General features: G+C 67.7%; 21 protein-coding genes. 4 read left to right on the top strand and 17 right to left on the bottom strand.

All coding sequences use genetic code 11. The features are described from left to right. Positions 1–134 precede the first annotated feature (134 nt). The 6 genes from QM634_RS09650 to QM634_RS09675 all read right to left on the bottom strand — a co-directional run bounded on the left by QM634_RS09650 (position 135) and on the right by QM634_RS09675 (position 4,991). Positions 135–647: a hypothetical protein gene (locus tag QM634_RS09650; protein WP_415042566.1), complete on the bottom strand. Its 513-nt coding sequence runs from the start codon at positions 645–647 to the stop codon at positions 135–137. Continuing rightward, positions 644–1,183, bottom strand: a complete 540-nt coding sequence (locus QM634_RS09655; RefSeq protein ID WP_415042567.1) for a hypothetical protein — start codon at positions 1,181–1,183, stop codon at positions 644–646. The genes QM634_RS09650 and QM634_RS09655 overlap by 4 nt, the downstream gene beginning before the upstream one ends. 1 nt (position 1,184) lies before the next feature. Beyond that, positions 1,185–2,012, bottom strand: a complete 828-nt coding sequence (locus QM634_RS09660; RefSeq protein ID WP_415042568.1) for an SDR family oxidoreductase — start codon at positions 2,010–2,012, stop codon at positions 1,185–1,187. A gap of 17 nt (positions 2,013–2,029) precedes the next feature. After that, complete coding sequence (locus QM634_RS09665; protein ID WP_415042569.1) at positions 2,030–2,617, bottom strand: TetR/AcrR family transcriptional regulator; 588 nt, start codon at positions 2,615–2,617, stop codon at positions 2,030–2,032. Further along, positions 2,614–3,948: a cytochrome P450 gene (locus QM634_RS09670; RefSeq protein ID WP_415042570.1), complete on the bottom strand. Its 1,335-nt coding sequence runs from the start codon at positions 3,946–3,948 to the stop codon at positions 2,614–2,616. Before QM634_RS09670 ends, QM634_RS09665 begins: the two co-directional genes overlap by 4 nt. 89 nt (positions 3,949–4,037) lie before the next feature. Further along, positions 4,038–4,991, bottom strand: a complete 954-nt coding sequence (locus tag QM634_RS09675) for an o-succinylbenzoate synthase (RefSeq protein WP_415042571.1) — start codon at positions 4,989–4,991, stop codon at positions 4,038–4,040. A 34-nt stretch (positions 4,992–5,025) separates the two neighbouring features. On the opposite strand from QM634_RS09675, the gene QM634_RS09680 reads away from it, so the two are divergent. Both QM634_RS09680 and QM634_RS09685 read left to right on the top strand, forming a co-directional pair. Next, positions 5,026–5,511, top strand: a complete 486-nt coding sequence (locus QM634_RS09680; RefSeq protein ID WP_415042572.1) for a hypothetical protein — start codon at positions 5,026–5,028, stop codon at positions 5,509–5,511. Between the two features lie 123 nt (positions 5,512–5,634). Beyond that, on the top strand, positions 5,635–6,582 hold the full coding sequence (locus QM634_RS09685) for an oxygenase MpaB family protein (protein WP_415042573.1): 948 nt from the start codon (positions 5,635–5,637) through the stop codon (positions 6,580–6,582). Between the two features lie 2 nt (positions 6,583–6,584). On the opposite strand, the gene QM634_RS09690 is transcribed toward QM634_RS09685, so the two are convergent. The 7 genes from QM634_RS09690 to QM634_RS09720 all read right to left on the bottom strand — a co-directional run bounded on the left by QM634_RS09690 (position 6,585) and on the right by QM634_RS09720 (position 13,564). Next, on the bottom strand, positions 6,585–7,154 hold the full coding sequence (locus QM634_RS09690; RefSeq protein WP_415042574.1) for a DUF6636 domain-containing protein: 570 nt from the start codon (positions 7,152–7,154) through the stop codon (positions 6,585–6,587). Between the two features lie 36 nt (positions 7,155–7,190). After that, a complete protein-coding gene (locus QM634_RS09695; protein WP_415042575.1) occupies positions 7,191–8,153 on the bottom strand; it encodes an alpha/beta hydrolase in 963 nt (320 codons plus the stop codon). 305 nt (positions 8,154–8,458) lie between these two features. Then, positions 8,459–9,649, bottom strand: coding sequence for an elongation factor Tu (tuf, locus tag QM634_RS09700; protein ID WP_415042576.1), 1,191 nt, complete (start codon positions 9,647–9,649; stop codon positions 8,459–8,461). 103 nt (positions 9,650–9,752) lie between these two features. Next, positions 9,753–11,858, bottom strand: a complete 2,106-nt coding sequence (fusA, locus tag QM634_RS09705; protein WP_415042577.1) for an elongation factor G — start codon at positions 11,856–11,858, stop codon at positions 9,753–9,755. 46 nt (positions 11,859–11,904) lie between these two features. After that, complete coding sequence (gene rpsG / locus QM634_RS09710; protein ID WP_415042578.1) at positions 11,905–12,375, bottom strand: 30S ribosomal protein S7; 471 nt, start codon at positions 12,373–12,375, stop codon at positions 11,905–11,907. 2 nt (positions 12,376–12,377) lie between these two features. Further along, on the bottom strand, positions 12,378–12,749 hold the full coding sequence (gene rpsL, locus QM634_RS09715; protein WP_007321021.1) for a 30S ribosomal protein S12: 372 nt from the start codon (positions 12,747–12,749) through the stop codon (positions 12,378–12,380). Between the two features lie 365 nt (positions 12,750–13,114). Next, positions 13,115–13,564: a nitroreductase/quinone reductase family protein gene (locus tag QM634_RS09720; protein WP_415042579.1), complete on the bottom strand. Its 450-nt coding sequence runs from the start codon at positions 13,562–13,564 to the stop codon at positions 13,115–13,117. A gap of 111 nt (positions 13,565–13,675) precedes the next feature. Between QM634_RS09720 and QM634_RS09725 the strand changes: the two genes are divergently transcribed. After that, positions 13,676–14,356 carry a TetR/AcrR family transcriptional regulator gene (locus tag QM634_RS09725; protein WP_415042580.1) on the top strand — a complete coding sequence of 227 codons (681 nt, stop codon included), beginning with the start codon at positions 13,676–13,678 and terminating at the stop codon, positions 14,354–14,356. A gap of 100 nt (positions 14,357–14,456) precedes the next feature. Here QM634_RS09725 and QM634_RS09730 read toward each other — a convergent pair whose 3' ends face one another. The 4 genes from QM634_RS09730 to QM634_RS09745 form a co-directional block, all read right to left on the bottom strand. Continuing rightward, positions 14,457–15,068 carry a hypothetical protein gene (locus QM634_RS09730; protein ID WP_415042581.1) on the bottom strand — a complete coding sequence of 204 codons (612 nt, stop codon included), beginning with the start codon at positions 15,066–15,068 and terminating at the stop codon, positions 14,457–14,459. 100 nt (positions 15,069–15,168) lie between these two features. After that, on the bottom strand, positions 15,169–16,050 hold the full coding sequence (locus QM634_RS09735) for an exodeoxyribonuclease III (protein WP_415042582.1): 882 nt from the start codon (positions 16,048–16,050) through the stop codon (positions 15,169–15,171). 29 nt (positions 16,051–16,079) lie between these two features. After that, entirely contained in the window at positions 16,080–16,658 is a 579-nt protein-coding gene (locus QM634_RS09740) for a DUF1707 SHOCT-like domain-containing protein (protein WP_415042583.1), read from the bottom strand. 40 nt (positions 16,659–16,698) lie between these two features. Further along, entirely contained in the window at positions 16,699–17,412 is a 714-nt protein-coding gene (locus QM634_RS09745) for a FadR/GntR family transcriptional regulator (protein WP_415042584.1), read from the bottom strand. Positions 17,413–17,464: 52 nt separating this feature from the next. Between QM634_RS09745 and QM634_RS09750 the strand changes: the two genes are divergently transcribed. After that, the gene (locus tag QM634_RS09750) at positions 17,465–18,718 is read left to right on the top strand and encodes a CynX/NimT family MFS transporter (protein WP_415042585.1); all 1,254 of its coding nucleotides are present in this window, start codon (positions 17,465–17,467) and stop codon (positions 18,716–18,718) included. Positions 18,719–18,785 lie beyond the last annotated feature (67 nt).

An 18,785-nucleotide genomic window follows, 5' to 3' on the forward strand; every position in this document is an offset into this window, starting at 1 on the left:
GCGGTTGGCTGCTGGACTCGGTGGAGTTGATCCGATGAGCGTCGACATCGAACCCGGCGAGCTCGCGCGGGCCACGCGCGCCGTGCGCCAGCGCCGCGTGGCCCGCGCGAGCTCGCCGGGTTCGATGTCGACGCTCATCGGATCAACTCCACCGAGTCCAGCAGCCAACCGCCGTCGTGGTGGACCAGGCGGGCCGACACGATCCGATCCTCGGACAGCGTCGCGTGTCGCGGGTCGGTGACCTCGACGACGGCCAGGACCTCGGCCCAGTCGGCGCCGGAGTCCTCGACTCCGACCGTCCGCGTCTTCCAGGACACCGCGCCGGTGCGCTGGTCGCTCAGCGCCGCGGCGTTGGCCGCGGCGAACTGCTCGGTGACCCGCTCGCGCGCCTTGCGGGTGTCGGCGGCGACGGTGGTCGGGCTGTAGGAGAAGACATCGGCCAGGATCGCCGGTGCCGCGGTTCGCGCATCGTCGCGCTGGGTGCGGTCGTGGGCGGCGTCGCGATAGGTGCCGACCTCCCGCCCGGCGATGACGAGCAGGATCAGGGCGAGAACGGTACCGACCGCCAGGAGGGCGAGTCGTCGACGGTCGAGCACGGCGGCGGCGCGGTCGGCGGCCGCACCGTGCGCGGGGTTGCGGTCGGTCACGGCAGGTACTGCACCTTCGCGAGCTTGAGTGAGCCGCCCTCGTCGGCCACGACGACCCGCAGCCGGAAGTCGGTGCTGCGCGCGGGCGCCGCCGCCGAGGCGGGCAGGTCGACGGTCGCCATGACCAGTACCTCGGCCTGGTCGCCCTGGCGACCGGTCAGGCCGGTGCCCTGCACCCGCCCCTGCGACACGGTGCCGGCGCGCCGCACGAAGGCGGTGTACGCATCGGCGGACTGGGCGAACTCGTCGTGGAAGTCGCCGGTCGCGCCGGCGAGGATCCGCTTGGCGCGCTCGGGTTGGTCGGCACTGACGCTGAGCAAGGTGTTGACCCGCTCGGCGGCGGCCCGCTGATAGTCCTCGTCGGAGGGCGCGCGCCCGTGCCACACCACGGCGATCGCACCGCTGATCGCCGCGGCGGCGGCGAGCCCGAGCAGGATCGTCGCCCAGCGGGGTGTCGGGTCGCGCAGTTGGACCAGTCGGGCCCGCGCCTCTCGCTCGGCCGCGAGGAGCTCGCGGTCGCGGTCGTCGCCGGGCACGCTATTGCCCGATGCGCTTGTTGTACTCCGCACGGGAGGAGTCGTCGTACTGCAGGAAAATGTGGTCCAGACCGGTCATCTTGCGGGTCCGGCGCTTGAGGCCCTGCGGCATGATCGAGTTCGAGTTCACCCACCCCATCGAGCGGGGCGCGGCCACGCGGGCCTGCGGCTTGATGATCGTCGCGACGACCTGCGCGGCGACGACCTCCGGCTCGACGACGCGGATGTACCTGTTCGTCTCCAACCCGCTGATCAGCCCGGTGTTGGTGAACGACGGCATGATCGTCGAGACGTTGACGCCCGACTCGGACAGTTCGGCGTTGAGGGCGTCGGAGAATTCGATGACGCCCGCCTTGGCGGCGTTGTAGATCGTCAGGCCGGGCATCGGCAGCCGTCCGGCGACCGACGCGACGTTGACGATGTGCCCGTGTCCGCGCGGCACCATCCGGCGCGCCGCGGCCTGCGACCCCCAGATCACGCCGAGCAGGTCGATGTCGATGGTGCGCCGGATCAGCGCGGCGTCGTAGTTGAGGAACGGACCGACCGGCATGATGCCGGCGTTGTTCACCAGGACGTCGACGGGGCCGACGCGCTTCTCGGTCTCGTCCAGGAAGGCCTCGATGGACTCGGGTTTGGTCACGTCGAGTTCGAGGCCCTCGATGCCCAGATCGGCGGCGGCCTTGCCCACGGCGTCGCCGTCGATGTCGCCGATGACGACGCGCGCCTTGGCGTCGAAGAGCTGGGTGGCGGTCTCGAAGCCGATGCCGCGCGCACCGCCGGTCACCGCGACGACTTTGTCGCGGAGCTCATCGTTGGATCCGGGTTTCACGAAGGCACTCCTGGGCGTCAGTAGATCATCGGGGCGAGGAACGTTTGGGCCAGATCGCGGGCGGCGTCGGGCGTGGCGCGTTCGGGATCGGTGGCCGGGTTCTCCAAGTAGGAGATCACCAACCGCACGTGCAGTTCAACCGCTTGGTGCAGAAGGTCGTCGGGCATGGTCGCGCCGGCCTCGCGCAGGGTCGCCGCGACCCGGTCGGTGACCATCTCGATGAACAGCGTGTTGATCGAGGCGGTGACGCCGCGGACCTCGTAGTCCTCCAACACCATCCGACTCAGCAGCGGATCGGTGCCGACCATGTCGGCACCGGTGGCAAAGGCCTCGACGACGGCTTCCCGGGGGCCGAGCCCGGCGACCGACGCCTCCAGGCGCAGCATCCCCTTCTCGTAGGCGTCGACCGCCACCGCGAGCAGCAGCTTCTCCTTGTTGGGGAAACGCCGATACAGGGTCGAGCGGCTGACCCCGGCCGCCGCTGCGACCTCGTCCATGTTGGCGCGGCGCGCCCCGACGGCGGCGAACTCGCTCGCCGCCGCATTGAGGATCGCGGTCTCCTGGTCTTCGGCCGTCGCGGTGCTGCGCGCTTTGCGCCCGCTCATGCCCGTCGCTGCAGGTCGACCGGGAGTTTGTCCTTGGGCACCGGCAGGGCGCTGTAGTCCATCGGCATGATGTAGTCGTCGGGCACCGACCACTCGTAGCCGCGGAGCAGGTGGTGCATGATCGTCTTGATCTCCATCTGGCCGAAGTAGAGGCCGATGCACTTGTGCACCCCGCCGCCGAAGGGCATCCACGCGAAGCGGTGGCTCTTGTCCTCGCCGCGGTCGAAGCGCTCGGGGTCGAAGGTGTTCGGGTGGGTGAAGTACTCGTCGTCGCGGTGGTTGGTCAGCTGCGGGACGGTGACGAGGGTGTCCTTCGGGATGAAGTAACCGTTCACCTCGGTGTCCTTGATCGCCATGCGCGGCTGCGCCGGCACCGGCGGGCACATGCGCAGCGATTCCTTCATGATCTTGTCCAGGACGTCGAGCTTGCCCAGGTCGTCGTATTCGAGGTTCTCGCCAAACTCGAAGGCCTGCGCCCGCGCCTTCTCCTGCCACTGCGGGTTCTTGGCCATGTGGTACGCCATCTGGGTCATCGTGATGGTCGACGTGTCGTGGGCGGCCATGAGCACGAAGATCATGTGGTTGACCACGTCCTCGTCGGTGAAGGTGTGCCCCTCGTCGCTCTCGGCGTGGCACAGCACCGAGAACAGGTCGGGCGTCTGTTTGGCGCGCTTGGCGTCGATGTTGGCGTAGAAGAACTCCTCGAGGACCTTGCGCGAGCGCACGCCCTTCCACCAGCGTCCCGGCGGGATCGGCTTGCGCACGAAGGCCACACCGGCGCGGACGGTCTCGATGAAGGCCTTGTTGAGCTTGTCGGCCTCGTCCTTGGGCAGTTCGACGCCCAGGAAGACCTCGAGCGCGACGTCGAGGGTCAGCTCCTTGAACTGGTTGAGCATCTTGACGCGGCCGGTCGGGAAGTCGGCCATCTTCTCGGCGATGAACGGCTGCATCTCGTCGAAGTAGCCCTTGAGGACCTTGGGCGTGAACGCCTGCTGGAGGATGACGCGGTGGTGACGGTGCTCGTCGAAGTCGAGGAGCATGACGCCGCGGTTGAAGAACGGGCCGATGAAGTAGCTCCACGCGGGGCCGTTGGCGAAGGCCTTGTCCTTGTTCATCAGGATCTGTTCGGCCGCACCGGGACCCGAGCAGGTCACCAGGTTGATCCCGAAGGCGTTCATCGCCGAGACGTCGCCGAACTCGGCCTTGCGCGCATCGGAGAAACCGAAGGGGTCGCGCCGCATGCGCAGGATCTCCGCGACGCCGTTGCGGGGGTTCTTGGGAATGCTCTTGAGGTCGCTATCGGCGGGCGCCTGGGCGAATACGGCAGTCATTCGAGGGTCTCCTTGCTCGCGCGTGGGCAAAGGCGCGGTGTGGCCTACATCTCACGATACCCCCATTGGAACAAATGTCGAGCTTTGTTTCAAGAGTGGGTGTCGGCGAGCAACCCGTGGCAGCGGGCGAGGCGGTCGAGCCACCACCGCCGACGGTCCGGCGCGGCGAGCGGAGGGTCGTCGACGGTGACGGTCGTGGGCCGCATCGTGGCGTTGTCCACGGGCGGCAGATCGGGTGTCACATCGTCGACGAAGAGGGCGCCGGTGCCCAGTCCGCAGGCATGCTCGAGCGTCGGCAGGGCAGCCGCCGTCGCGATGCCGGCATTGATTCCGATGGCGGTGTCCAGGGCACTCGACACGACGATCGGCAGCCGGATCTGGTCGGCGAGCTCGAGCACGCGGCGCATCCCGCCCAGCGGTGCGACCTTCACGACGGCGATGTCGGCGGCGTCGGCGGCCACGACGCGCAGCGGGTCGTCGGCCTTGCGGATCGATTCGTCGGCCGCAATGGGGGTGTTCACCCTTCGGCGGACCTGCGCGAGCTCCTCGACGGTGGCGCAGGGCTGCTCGACGTACTCCAACTCCCCCAGCTGGGTGATCGCGGTGACCGCCTCCTGGGCCGTCCACCCGCCGTTGGCGTCCACGCGCACCGTGGGCACCAGGTCGCGGACTGCGGCGACGCGCTCGAGGTCCTCGCGCAGGGACTGTCCGCGTTCGGCGACCTTCACCTTGGCGGTGCGCGCGCCCGGGAAGCGCGCGAGGACCTGCGCCACCTCCGAGGCCGCGACGGCCGGGACAGTCGCGTTGACCTCGACCGACCCGCGCACGGCCGGCGGCGGACCCAACCACGCCGCCTCGATGCCCGCGGCGAGCCAGTTCGACGCCTCGGCGTCGTCGTACTCGGTGAACGGTGAGAACTCCCCCCACCCCGCCGGGCCGCGGAACAGCAGCGCCTCGCGCACCGTGATCCCCCGAAAGCGCACCCGCATCGGCAGGGACACGACCGTCGCGGTGGCGAGCAGGTCGTCGAGCGGCGGGATCATCGGTTCAGGCTAGCGCGCACGGTAGCGTGGCCGAATGGCGATGTTCGTGCACCTTGCCCCGGCCGACGCCGCCGCCGGGATACGTCGCACGGGCATCCGGGTTCCCAAAGGGCACGACGGCGTCTACCTGACTCCCCGCACGTCGAACTACTTCATCAGCCACCAGTGGCTGCGCGAACTGAAACGCGGTTCCCGCGGGCGGCGCCTGATCGCCGTCGACGTCCGTCTCCCGGACGACGAGCCGCTGGTGATCGGTCACTACGCGCACGCACACCTTCCGGTCACCGCGGCCGAGGCCGTCGGCATGATGATGAGCCTTGACGACCCGCGCGGCTACGAGGCCATCCTGCACCGACCGGTTCACCGCAGCGAGATCCACCGCATCCGGTCCGTCTCCCAGGTTCTGGGCTGGCGCTATTGGCCCACGGCACACGGGGTGCGACCGTGCGCATGCCCTGCGTGCCTCAAGCCCGGCGAGCCCGGGCGACGCCGACTCATCGCGAAGTACGGCGACGACTGACACGATCCAACACCGCGGCACAGGATCCAACACGTGGCGGTGGTGGATCTGTCGCGCCGTGTTGGATCCACGGCGATGAAACAAATATTGGAACTTGTTCCAAGCAAGGGTATTCTGACACCCATGACAGTCCAAGACTTCGACGCCGGCGTGCGCGAGGCGGAGCCGTCGATCCTCTCCGCCCCGACGTTCGACGACGACATCGACGCACTCGAGCTGCGCCTCGGGGCCGACTCGCTCGTCTGGAAGTTCTACGGCGACATCCGCGGCCTGTTCGGCTTCCAACGCCTCGCGGGGACCGAGAACTGCATCGAGCAGCTCGCCAAGGGCGTCGAGGACCACTCGGTGATCTTCAGCGACTTCATCGGCCGCGCACGACGCACCGGACCGCCGATCATGCGGACCGTGTACTCCGACGATCCGTACGGCTGGGGTCACAAGGTCCGCGACTTCCACCGCGACATCAAGGGCACGATCAGCGACGGATCGCGCTACCACGCGCTGAACCCCGAGCTCTTCTACTGGGCGCACGCGACCTTCGTCGACCAGGTCATCTACATCACCGACACCTTCATCCGACGACTCTCCGACGCCGAGAAGGAACAGATCTTCGAGGAGTCGAAGGTCTGGTACCAGCTCTACGGCGTCAGCGCCCGCAGCCAGCCGCAGACCTACGCCGAGTTCCTCGAGTACTGGAACTCCATGTGCGACCGCTTCGTCCCCACGAAGACGATCGTCTACGCCACCGGCTACCTGCGCCAGGGCATCCCCGGTCCGCGGTGGATCCCCAAGCCGGTGTGGAAGGTGGCCTCGGCACCGCTCAACGCCTTCGTGCGGACGGTGATCATCGGAACGTTGCCGCAGCAGATGCGCGACGTCTGCCGACTCGAATGGAACCCGCGGATGCAGCGACGGTTCGACCGCTTCACCCGGTTCATGCGCGCACTCAACCCGGTCTTCAACCGGCTGCCGGCCAAGTGGCTCTTCGTCGAGTGGGCCTACGAGGGCTGGGAGCGCGAGGGCATCGACCCCCGCAAGATCCACAACAAACCCGCCCAGCGTCGGGCCTAGCGTCAGAACGCCCGAGCCTCCTGCATGGACAGCACGAATCCATGCTCGCCCGACGGGGTGTTGCAGGTGATCCCCGTCGTGCGTGACGTGCACGTGTAGCCGTTGCCGGTGATCGTGTAGCCGTATGGAAGTCGCTTGTGCTCGGGCGAGGAGAACACCCCCTGGTTGAAGCAGGCCGGGGTCACGGTCTCGCCGTCGAGGAAGAAGCCGCGAGTCAACTGGTCGACCGGGTAGTCGCGAGTCCCCACGCACCGCGCGCCGGCCGGAACGGGCGCCTTCACCGCCTGACACCCGGCCGTGTACCGCTCACGGCCCAAGCGGCACCACACATTCCCGGTCGGCGAGACGAAGGCGACGTCCCCGTCGAGGCTGCCGCCCGCGCGGTAGTCGTCGGGATCGGCATTCGTCAGTGCGGAGCCGGGCGGCGGACCGGGACGACCGGCTCCCGACGGCGGCGCGTTCAGGGTCGAGGTCACCGTGACCGTCGAGGGATCCGTACGGGTCTCACCGCCACAGCCGGCGACCAACAGGCCCGCCGCGACCAGCGCGACGACCCAGAGCGCGGTCTTCATCACGGCTCTCCTTCACGGTCGCGTCGGCTCACCGGCTCATCGGCGGTCGCGGAACCAACCCGCCCGGTAGGCCCGCCACACCGCTTCCTGCCAGTAGCCCCAGGAGTGGGTGCCCTGCAGTTGGTAGTCGGTGCTCAGGTCGACCCCGTTTGGCGCGGCCTGCGTCTCAAAGGCCTTGGTCTGCGCGATCGCCGCAGTCTCGAGCGGCGCGCCCTTGGCGGAGTTGTCGGCCCGCACGTCGTACTTGCCCGGCGCGCCGGTGGCCGCAGCGATCCGGACCTTCATCCCGCGCATCTTCGACGCCAGGTAGTACGGGTCGTTCTCGACCCACCGCTTGTCCCACGGCGGGCCCCACATGTCGTCGGCGTTGTACGGACCGCGCCCGGCTTCGCGCCCCGCGTCGAAGAGGGCGATCTTGATGTTCTCGCGCATCGTCGGCGCGGAGAGGTTCAGGTAGCCGGACATCGAGAACGCGTGCGAGATGCGCCTCCGGTGGTTGGCCGCATAGGTCAGCGCCGAGTTGCCGCCCATCGAGATGCCCATGATCGCGTACTTGCCCCACTTGCCGGCCGCGTATCCGCGCGAGTCGAGCTCGGAGATGAGCTTGTTGAGCCGACACGTCCAACTGTACTTGTAGGACTGCTTGTTGCCGGGCTTGCGCGCCCAGTCGGTGTAGAAGCTGGCCAGTCCACCGACCGGCTCGACGAGGTTCACCCCCCGATCGGCGATCTTGGCGATGTTCGTCTCGTGCCGCCAACCGCTCATGTCGTTGGTGGCGCGCAGCCCGTCGAGCGCGATGACGGTCTTGTAGTTGTTGACGCGCTTGTAGACGTCGACCGGCGACGACGGCATGCCGCACCCGGAGACGTAGAAGCGCGAGCGCGCCACGGCGTCGGCGGGCGAGGCGGCGATCCCCGTCGCCAGCAACGCACCAACCGTGACGGCGATGGCGGGCACCCCTCGTCGAGCCCGATTCGCCCAGGTGGAATGTTTCTGCACGTCGGAAGCGTATTTTCCGGCGTGCAGGACTGACAAGGGCTGTGTCCCAATACGAACGGCATCGAGACCGGGTGTTAACAATGTGACAGGTGAGGTTTGGTGTTCTCACCCGCCGGGTGCTACTTGAGGCGCTCCTGCTCCTCGCGCTCGAGACGGTCGCGCTCCTCCTGGCGGGCCTTCTCGGCCTCTTCGATCTTCTGCTCGTGCTCGTTCTTGTTGCTCATGCAGTCAGCCTATCGCCCTCAAGCGAAACGGCGCCCACCCCCGAGGGGATGGGCGCCGTTTCAGCGCTGTGACTACCTAGATCACTTGATGATCTTGGTGACGCGGCCGGCACCGACGGTGCGGCCACCCTCGCGGATCGCGAAGCGCAGGCCCTCGTCCATGGCGACCGGCTGGATGAGCTTGACGCTCATCTCGGTGTTGTCGCCCGGCATGACCATCTCGGTGCCCTCGGGGAGGGTGACGACGCCGGTCACGTCCGTGGTGCGGAAGTAGAACTGCGGACGGTAGTTGTTGAAGAACGGCGTGTGACGGCCGCCCTCGTCCTTGCTCAGGATGTAAGCCTGGCCCTCGAACTCCGTGTGGGGAGTCGTGGTGCCCGGCTTGACGATGACCTGACCGCGCTCGACGTCCTCACGCTTGAGGCCGCGGAGCAGCAGACCGGCGTTGTCGCCGGCCTGGGCCTCGTCGAGCAGCTTGTGGAACATCTCGATGCCGGTGACGGTGGTCTTCTGCGACTCGTCGCGGATACCGACGATCTCGACCTCCTCGTTGACCTTGATCTCGCCGCGCTCCACACGACCGGTGACCACGGTGCCGCGGCCGGTGATGGTGAAGACGTCCTCGACGGGCATCAGGAACGGCTTGTCGGTCTCGCGGACCGGGTCCGGGATCGAGTCGTCGACGGCCTGCATGAGGTCCTCGATGGACTTGACCCACTTGGGGTCGCCCTCGAGGGCCTTCAGCGCCGAGATCGGGATGACCGGGGCGTCCTCGTCGAACTCCTGGGCGGCCAGCAGTTCGCGGACCTCCATCTCGACGAGCTCCATGATCTCCTCGTCGTCGACCATGTCGGCCTTGTTCAGGGCGACGAGGATGTAGGGAACGCCGACCTGGCGCGCGAGCAGCACGTGCTCACGGGTCTGCGGCATCGGGCCGTCGGTGGCGGCCACGACCAGGATCGCGCCGTCCATCTGGGCGGCACCGGTGATCATGTTCTTGATGTAGTCGGCGTGACCCGGGGCGTCGACGTGCGCGTAGTGGCGCTTGTCGGTCTGGTACTCGACGTGGGAGATGTTGATCGTGATACCACGAGCCTTCTCCTCCGGAGCCTTGTCGATCTGATCGAAAGCGAAGCTCTCGTTCAGGTCCGGGTACTTGTCGGCCAGCACCTTGGTGATGGCGGCCGTGGTGGTGGTCTTGCCGTGGTCGACGTGACCGATGGTGCCGATGTTCACGTGCGGCTTGGTCCGCTCGAACTTAGCCTTGCCCACTTGTGTCCTCCTGGACTGTTATCGCTGTCGAGTGGTCCTCGACAGTGGTTGGTTACTTTGGTTGTTTCGCGCCGAGGCGCGGCCCGCAGACAACCGGTGAGGGTTACTCGCCGGTCGCCTTTGCGATGATCTCCTTCGAAACGTTCGCCGGAACTTCGGCGTACGAATCGAAGACCATGGAGTAGTTTGCCCGGCCCTGGGTCTTCGACCGAAGGTCTCCGATGTAGCCGAACATCTCCGACAGCGGAACCTGCGCCTTGACGACACGGGCACCACTGCGCTCCTCCATGGCCTGAATCTGGCCACGGCGGGAGTTCAAGTCGCCGATCACATCACCCATGTAATCCTCCGGAGTCGTGACCTCGACGGCCATGATCGGCTCCAGGATGACCGGGTTCGCCGCGCGCGCAGCCTCCTTGAGGGCCTGCGAACCGGCGATCTTGAAGGCCATTTCCGACGAGTCGACGTCGTGGTACTGACCGTCGAGCAGGGTGACCTTCAAGTTGACCAGCGGGTAGCCGGCGAGAACGCCGTACTGCATCGCATCCTGCGCACCGGCATCCACCGACGGGATGTACTCGCGCGGGACACGACCACCGGTGACGGCGTTGTCGAATTCGTAGGTCGCACCATCCTCAGCCTCGGTGAGGGGCTCGAGCTTGATGATGACCTTGGCGAACTGACCCGAGCCACCGGTCTGCTTCTTGTGGGTGTACTCGTGCTTGTCCACGGTCTTGCGAATGGTCTCGCGGTAGGCGACCTGGGGCTTGCCCACGTTCGCCTCGACCTTGAACTCGCGCTTCATACGATCGACGAGGATGTCCAGGTGGAGCTCGCCCATGCCGCCGATGACGGTCTGGCCGGTCTCGTCGTCGAGGTTGACGGTGAACGTCGGGTCCTCTTCGGCGAGCTTCTGGATCGCGGTGCCCAGCTTCTCCTGGTCGGCCTTGGTCTTCGGCTCGATCGAGACGTTGATGACCGGGTCCGGGAAGGTCATGGACTCCAGGACGATCGGGTTCGACGGGTCGCACAGGGTGTCACCGGTCGTGGTGTCCTTCAGGCCGATCATCGCGTAGATGTGGCCGGCCACCGCGTCGTCGACCGGGTTCTCCTTGTTGGCGTGCATCTGGAAGAGCTTGCCGATGCGCTCCTTCTTGCCCTTGGTCGCGTTGAGGACCTGGGTGCCCGGCTCGACCTTGCCCGAGTAGACGCGGACGAAGGTCAGCTTGCCGAAGAAGGGGTGCGCGGCGATCTTGAACGCCAGCGCCGAGAACGGCTCGGAGGCATCCGGCTTGCGCGTGATGATCTCTTCCTCGTTGCCCGGGGCGTGGCCCTCGATCTCGCCGATGTCCAGCGGGTTCGGGAGGTAGTCGACGACGGCGTCGAGCATGGGCTGCACGCCCTTGTTCTTGAACGCCGAGCCGCACAGCACCGGGTAGAGCTCGGAGGAGATCGTCATCTTGCGGATGGCGCCCTTGATCTCGTCGATCGAGAGCTCCTCGCCGGCGAAGTACTTCTCCATGAGCTCTTCGTCGGACTCGGCGACCGTCTCGAGCAGCTTCTCGCGGTACTCGGCGGCCTTGTCGGCCAGATCCGCGGGGATCTCCTCGGTCTGGTACTCCGCACCCATCTGGGTCTCGCCGCGCCAGAGCTTGGCCTTCATCTCCACCAGGTCGACGACGCCGTCGAAGGCATCCTCGGCACCGATCGGGAGCTGCAGGACCAGCGGCTTCGCGCCGAGGCGGTCGATGATCGTCTGCACGGTGAAGTAGAAGTCCGCGCCCATCTTGTCCATCTTGTTGACGAAGCAGATGCGGGGAACGTCGTACTTGGTCGCCTGGCGCCAGACCTGCTCGGACTGGGGCTCGACGCCCTCCTTGCCGTCGAAGACGGCGACGGCGCCGTCGAGCACGCGCAGGGCGCGCTCGACCTCGACGGTGAAGTCGACGTGGCCGGGGGTGTCGATGACGTTGATCTGGTTGCCGTCCCAGAAACAGGTGACCGCAGCGGAGGTGATGGTGATGCCCCGCTCCTTCTCCTGCTCCATCCAGTCCGTCGTCGACGCACCGTCGTGGGTCTCACCGATCTTGTAGTTGACACCGGTGTAGTACAGGATCCGCTCGGTCGTCGTCGTCTTACCGGCATCGATGTGCGCCATGATGCCGATGTTGCGGACCTTGGTCAGGTCGTTGAGCACTTCTTGTGCCACGTGTATTCCCTCCGGGAATCGATTGTTGGACTGGGGGTGGCTGCGATTACCAGCGGTAGTGCGCGAACGCCCGGTTGGCCTCGGCCATCTTGTGGGTGTCCTCGCGACGCTTCACCGAAGCGCCCAGACCGTTGGAAGCGTCGAGCAGCTCGTTGGCGAGGCGCTCGACCATGGTCTTCTCGCGACGCTGCCGGCTGAAAGTCACCAGCCAGCGCAGCGCGAGGGTGTTGGCGCGGTTGGGCTTGACCTCGATCGGGACCTGGTAGGTCGCGCCACCGACGCGGCGGCTCTTGACCTCGAGGGTCGGCTTGACGTTGTCGAGCGCGCGCTTGAGGGTGATGACCGGATCGGTGCCGGTCTTCTCGCGGGCCTGCTCGAGCGCGCCGTAGACGATGCGCTCGGCGGTCGACTTCTTGCCGTCGAGGAGGATCTTGTTCACCAGCTGGGTGACCAGCGGCGAGCCGTAGACCGGGTCGTTGACGAGGGGGCGCTTGGGCGCGGGTCCTTTACGTGGCATGACTAGCCGCCCTTCTTCGCGCCGTAACGGCTGCGAGCCTGCTTGCGGTCCTTGACACCCTGGGTGTCGAGCGAGCCGCGGATGATTCGGTAACGCACACCCGGGAGGTCCTTCACACGACCACCGCGCACGAGCACCATCGAGTGCTCCTGCAGGTTGTGGCCCTCACCGGGGATGTAGGCGGTGACTTCGACGCCGGAGGTCAGGCGCACACGCGCGACCTTGCGAAGCGCCGAGTTCGGCTTCTTGGGGGTGGTCGTGTACACACGCGTGCACACGCCGCGCCGCTGCGGGCTGCCCTTCAAGGCCGCGGTCTTCTTGATCGAAGCCTTGTCCTTGCGGCCCTTGCGGACCAGCTGGTTAATAGTTGGCACTGAATTCCTTCATTCGGTTTATCGCACGTTGGAGCCGGCTCTCGCCGATCCGCGGTGTCTGCTGCGGTTGGTGCTCCGGGCAAGTGATCACTGTCGCCACCGGCGACCGTGATTCACCTCCACAACTCGCCCCACCAGCACGTTTGCGCTGGTCAGTACATTGATCGCTACCCCGCGGTCGGGCGTGTCTTACGCTCGACCACGGTCTCGCCTAGTCAGCCCGCTACCGTCACCGCTGAGCTCCGGGTTTGACCCCGGGCGACTCGATCCGTTGACAAGCATGCGGACTGGCCCAGCTCTCGCCGGGCACCGCCCAAGTACTCTACCGACCGCGCTGGGAAGGGTCAAAACGAGATTCGGCCAGCTCACCCGACGGCGAACACCGGGATCTTGCCCGCGTGACGGGCGAGTTCGTCGACGTCGGCGTGCACGTCGATCCCGTCGGGGATGAAGCGCCCGACCTCCCAGCCCCACTTCTTCAGATAGACGGCCAGAATCGGCGCCCGCCGCTCCACCGGCACCTCGGTCAGGGTCACCGCGGTAGAGCGACGACCCAGGCTCAGCGTGGCGGTCCCCGACGCGCGCACGTTGCGCACCCAGTCGGTCACGCCGCGCACCGACACGAGGTACTCCACACCGTCGATCTCGAGCGGGTTCACCGGGATGCTGTACGGCTTCCCGCTCTTGCGGCCGATCACGGTCAGGACGCGGGTGCCGGCCAGGCTCACGCCCTTGCCGGTGAGCCAGGCGACGGCGTTGTTGAAGGCGCGGTCCATCCGGCTCGGTGCGACGTAGTCGGCGTGCAGGTCATTCATGGTGATTCCTTTCGGCTGTTCATATCGAGAGCGGTGCTCTCGTTCTTGAGTGTGCACCTGCTGGCCCGGGAAATCAAGAGCGGTGCTCTCTATTTGTGGCATGATCGATCCATGGCGACCACGAAGCGGGCCGAGAACCGGGCGGCGATGACGGCGCGGATCCTCGAGTTGGGCCGCCGACACCTGAGTACCGAGGGCGCCGCCGGACTATCGCTGCGGGCGATCGCGCGAGACATGGGTGTCGTGTCGTCGGCGGTGTACCGCTATGTCCCCAGCCGCGACGACCTGCTCACCCTCCTGCTCGTCGAGGCGTACACCGACCTGGCCGACGCCGTCGACCGCGCGATGACCGCCGACGCCCCGCGCGAACGGCTACAACAGGCAGCACTCACGATGCGCCGCTGGGCAGTCGACGACCCGGCACGCTGGGCGCTGCTCTACGGCAGCCCGGTCCCCGGGTATTCGGCGCCGGCCGAGCAGACGGTCGGGCCGGGCACGCGGGTCATCGGTTCACTGCTGCGGGCGCTCGACGACGCCCAGCGCGACGGGCTGCTGCGCCCCGACCTCCCCCACCCGGACGATCCCCTGGTGCCCGAGCTCGACGCCGTCGCCACCGAGTTCGACCTGGCCCTGCCGCCGGCCGCCATCCAGGCGGCGACCCTGCTGTGGGCGTCGATCGTCGGCGGCATCAGCCTGGAGGTGTTCGGGCAGTACGGCCCCGATTCCTTCGGGCACCCCGAAGCGCTCCTGCGCGGTCAAGTGGATCTGGTGCTCGCGGCGCTGTTCCGGTAGCCGGCGGTCGATCGTTGGCGGTCGAGTGCCCACCCGTGCAGCACAACCAACAACTCGGGCCGGATCCGTATGGATCCGGCCCGAGTTGGTTGGACGGCGACTACGGCATGTTCCACCAGCGCCAGAAGGCCCGAATGGTCTCACCGTGATAGCGGTCGCCCCAGCGGCCGCGGCCACAGTTGTCGAGTCCGATGTACGCGCCAATAGCGGCCCCAATCGGGGTCGTGATCCAGCCGAAGATGATGAAACCGACAAAGAAGCCGATGATCGCACCGACGAGTGCCGGTGGACCGACACAGCCCGCATTCTGGCCCCAGAGATAGTTCAGCTGGCCCCAGGCCTCTCCCTTGTTCCGAGGACGCGGTAGCGGGCGTCGAGGAAGCGCGACCTGATGCGGCGTCAGCGTCGCCGACTTGGCGTCCGAGGCGAGATTGACCTCGACGGGAACAGTCGTGCCCTCGATTCTCTGCGCAAGCGGTACTCGACCCTTGACCGAGCCCTTGGAGTTCATGAACTGTAGCTCGTTGCCGACACGGTTAATCGTGCCGTCAGTAGTCTTGATCGCGATCGCAGTGTCGTTGTTCACGAGCGAAACATGCACGGGACCTGCACTGATGGTCGGCGGCTGCGCACCGGCCATCGCCGGTTGCACCACCATCAACGCCGCCACAGCCGCGGCCAGCATCCCGAGAATCAAAGCTAAGCGCTTCATCGCGTTCTCCCTATGTTGTTGGGCTGCAGGCGATCTGCAACAACCCCATCTAAACATCTTGTGACGGCAATCACATGCCAAAGCGCCGAGGCTCTCGTCGTTACGCAGACGACTGCGGCGGCTTACCCGCCCCCGACCGCTTTGCCGGGTTCGACGGGGGTGGGACCATGGGGCCGATATCGCCGTCGGGGGCGTCGTCGAGGTCCACGATCACCGGCGCGTGATCGCTGGGTTTGCTCCCCTTGCGCGCCTGCCGGTCGATGAAGGCGGCGGCCACCCGCGAGGCGACGTCGGAGCCGGCGAGGACGAGGTCGATCCGCATGCCGAGGTCCTTGTGGAACATGCCGGCGCGGTAGTCCCAGTAGCTGAAGACCCGCTCGTCGGGCCAGCGCTCGCGCACGACGTCGGCCAGGCCGGTGTCGACGAGCGCGGTCAACGCCGCACGCTCGGCGTCGGTGACGTGGGTGTGCCCGGCGAAGGCCTCGGGGTTGTAGACGTCGTCGTCGGTCGGGGCGATGTTGATGTCGCCGCAGACCATCGTCGACGACGGTCCGGCGGCGAGCACCGATTCGCGCAACGCGGCGAGCCAGGTCAACTTGTACTCGTAGTGGTCGGAGCCGACCTCGCGCCCGTTGGGCACGTACAGCGAGTAGACGCGGACGCCGCCGCACACCGCCGACACCGCACGGGCCTCGGGCGCGTCAGCCGGATCGGGAAAGCCCGGCGTATCGGCGAAGGCCTTCTCCACGTCGTCGAGCCCGACGCGCGAGAGCAGGGCGACCCCGTTCCACTGGCCCTGCCCGTGGTGGGCCCACTCGTAGCCGAGCGACTCGAGTTCGGTGCCGATCGCGGCGGTGAAACCGGCGTCGTCGAGTTTGGTCTCCTGCAGGCACACGACGTCGGGCCGCCGTTGCTCGAGCCAGGGCACCACCCGCGGCACCCGGGCGGCCAACGAGTTCACATTCCAGGTCGCGACGCGCATGCCCCAAACGCTAGCCGGTGCGCCCGACGTCACCTGCGCTTGATCACCACGCTGGAGGCCGCCGACACCGAGCCGGTGACCGTGATCTCGGCACCGCCCGGTCGTTGCGGGGCGCCGGCCTTGTCCTTGATCGTCGACGCGCCGGAGCGTTTGAGCCCGTCCAGGTGGACCGATTGGTCGGGCCCCAGCATCAGCTTGACCGTCGACGTCGAGACGTGGAGTTCGAGTTCGACGTGGTGCGACGCGAAGACCGCTTCGCGGAAGTCGAGGTTGACCGTCCCCAGCGAACCGGTGGCACGCATGCGCGGCGGCACCTCCCAGCGGCCCCGTCGACGAACCGTCGTCCAGTCGGCGTTGAATTCCACGGGTTCGCCCGACGGGACGAGCGTCGGGGCGGTGTGGCCGAACATGCTGCCGGCGGTGGGCAGCTGGTCCAGGGCGGCGCGCAGCTCGCCGCGGGTACGGCTGGCGTAGACCGCGCCGGAGCGGTCCTCGAACTCGGCCATCTGCAGGTAGCCCGAGACGAAGGCGTCGGTGAGCAGGGCGATCGCCCGCTCCCGTTCCGGATTGCCGACCAACAGGTCGTCGTCAGCGCTGCCCTCGGTCACACGACCACCCTATCGGCGCGCGCGACGAATGCCGGTCGATCTAGTCGACCTCCCGCACACAGTCCAGAACGGCCCGCGCGGCCCGCGCCGCACGTCGTGGATCACCGTCGATCACCGCGTCGACGAGGGCGGTGTGCTCGGCCTCGTAGGAGGACGCCGGGCCGACCGGGTGCTCGCCGATCGTGCGACGCAGCGCGGGCAGCAGCAGGTCGTAGAACTCCAGGTAGACCTCGTTGTGGCTCGCCACCACGATCGCCCGGTGCAGTTCGGCGTCGACGTCGACCGTCTCGTCGCGCTCCTGCGCCGACGCCGGCTCGGGCGCCGCCCAGCGCTCGTTGCGGCGCGCCAGGACCTCGCGCAGCATCGCGATGTCACCGTCGTCGCGGCGACGGGCGGCCAGATCGGCCGCGGTGACGTCGAGCGCCTCGCGCAGCTCACTGAGGTCGCGGCGGCGGGCCGACGCGAAGTAGTCGCCGATCGCGACCTCGGTCTCGTCGACGGCGACGACATAGGTGCCCGACCCCTGCCGGCGCTCGAGGACCCCGGCGTGGACCAGCGCCCCGACCGCCTCGCGCAGCGTGTTGCGGGACGCGCCCAACTGCTCGACCAATTCGGGTTCGGTGGGGATCCGATCACCGACGGCCCAGGCGCCGGAGGAGATCTGCTCCCTCAACTGCTGTGTGACCTGCGCGATACGCGTCGCACGTTTGCCGGGTTGGCCACCCTCGGCGGAAATCCGGTTGAGCACTGCCATGGATTCATCCTATGATTTTGTGGTCAGTAATTCATCCCATGAATCGGTAGTCATGCTCGTCAACGACCCTGAATCCGCCCCGGCACCGCCGGCCGCCGCAGCGCCGCAGCGCGACGCGGACCGCGCGGCGCGGCACGGCCGGATCCTCGTGGTCGTCGCGATCCTCGTCTTCGCCTTCTCGCTGCGCACGGCCGTCACCTCGATCGCGCCGCTGCTCACCCGGATCGCCGACGAGGTCGGCTTCGGCGCGACGACGATCGGCGTCTTCGGCATGATGCCGACCGCCATGTTCGCGACCGCGGGCTTCCTCACCCCGGCGCTGAGCCGCCGCCTCGGCCTCGAACGCCTCACGCTGGCCGCCGTGCTCGTCACCGGTGTCGGCATCGCGGTCCGCGCGTACTCGTCGTCGACGGCGGGACTCCTGCTCTGGTCGGGTGCGGCCCTGCTCGGCATGGGCATCGGCAACATCGTCATCCCGCCGCTGGTCAAGCGGTACTTCGGCGATCGCATCGCCCTGATGTCGACGGCCTACATCACGTTCGTCCAGCTCGGCACCGCCGTTCCGGCGGCGCTGGCCGTGCCGGTCGCCGATGCCCACGGCTGGCGGGTCTCGCTGGCCGTGTGGGCCCTCGTCCCGGCAGTCGCACTGCCACCGTGGATCGCGATCGCCCTGGCCCGCCGCCGCGACCGCGCCGAGCACGGCACACCGTCGACGCCGCGGGTGACCGGCCTGTGGCGGACCGGTCGGGCCTGGGGCATGACCTTCATGTTCGGGATGACCTCGCTGGTGACGTACGCGCTGTTCACCTGGCTCCCGACCATCATCACCGACGCCGGCGGCAGCGAGAGCCTCGGCGGGACCGTCGTCGCCGTCTTCTCCGCACTCGGCTTCTTCGGCACCCTCGTCGCACCGACGATCTGCGCGCGCCTGGCCAATCCGTTCGGCTTCGTCCTGTTCTTCATGACGTGTCTGATCGCCGGACTGGCCGGCATCGTGTGGGCGCCCATGCACGGCACCTGGGCGTGGGTCCTCCTGCTCGGCATCGGGCCGACCACGTTCCCGATGGCCCTCACGCTGATCAACCTGCGCACCCGCAGCGACGCCGAGTCCGCCGCCCTGTCCGGCTTCGCGCAGGGCGCCGGCTACCTGCTCGCCTGCACCGGGCCGCTGCTGGTCGGCGTCCTGCACGAGGCGACGCACGGCTGGACGGCCCCGGCCGCCTTCCTGCTCGCGGCGATCGTCGCACTCACCGCGGGTGCCGCCGTCGCCTGCCGACCACTGCCGGTCGTCATCCGCGACGTGTAGCGCCTGCGGAGATCCGCACCAGGAGCGCCGATCGGCGTGATAATCACGCCGGCACCCGCCATCCGTG

The organism is Gordonia sp. (in: high G+C Gram-positive bacteria), assembly GCF_047606305.1.
Taxonomy (GTDB): Bacteria; Actinomycetota; Actinomycetes; order Mycobacteriales; family Mycobacteriaceae; genus Gordonia.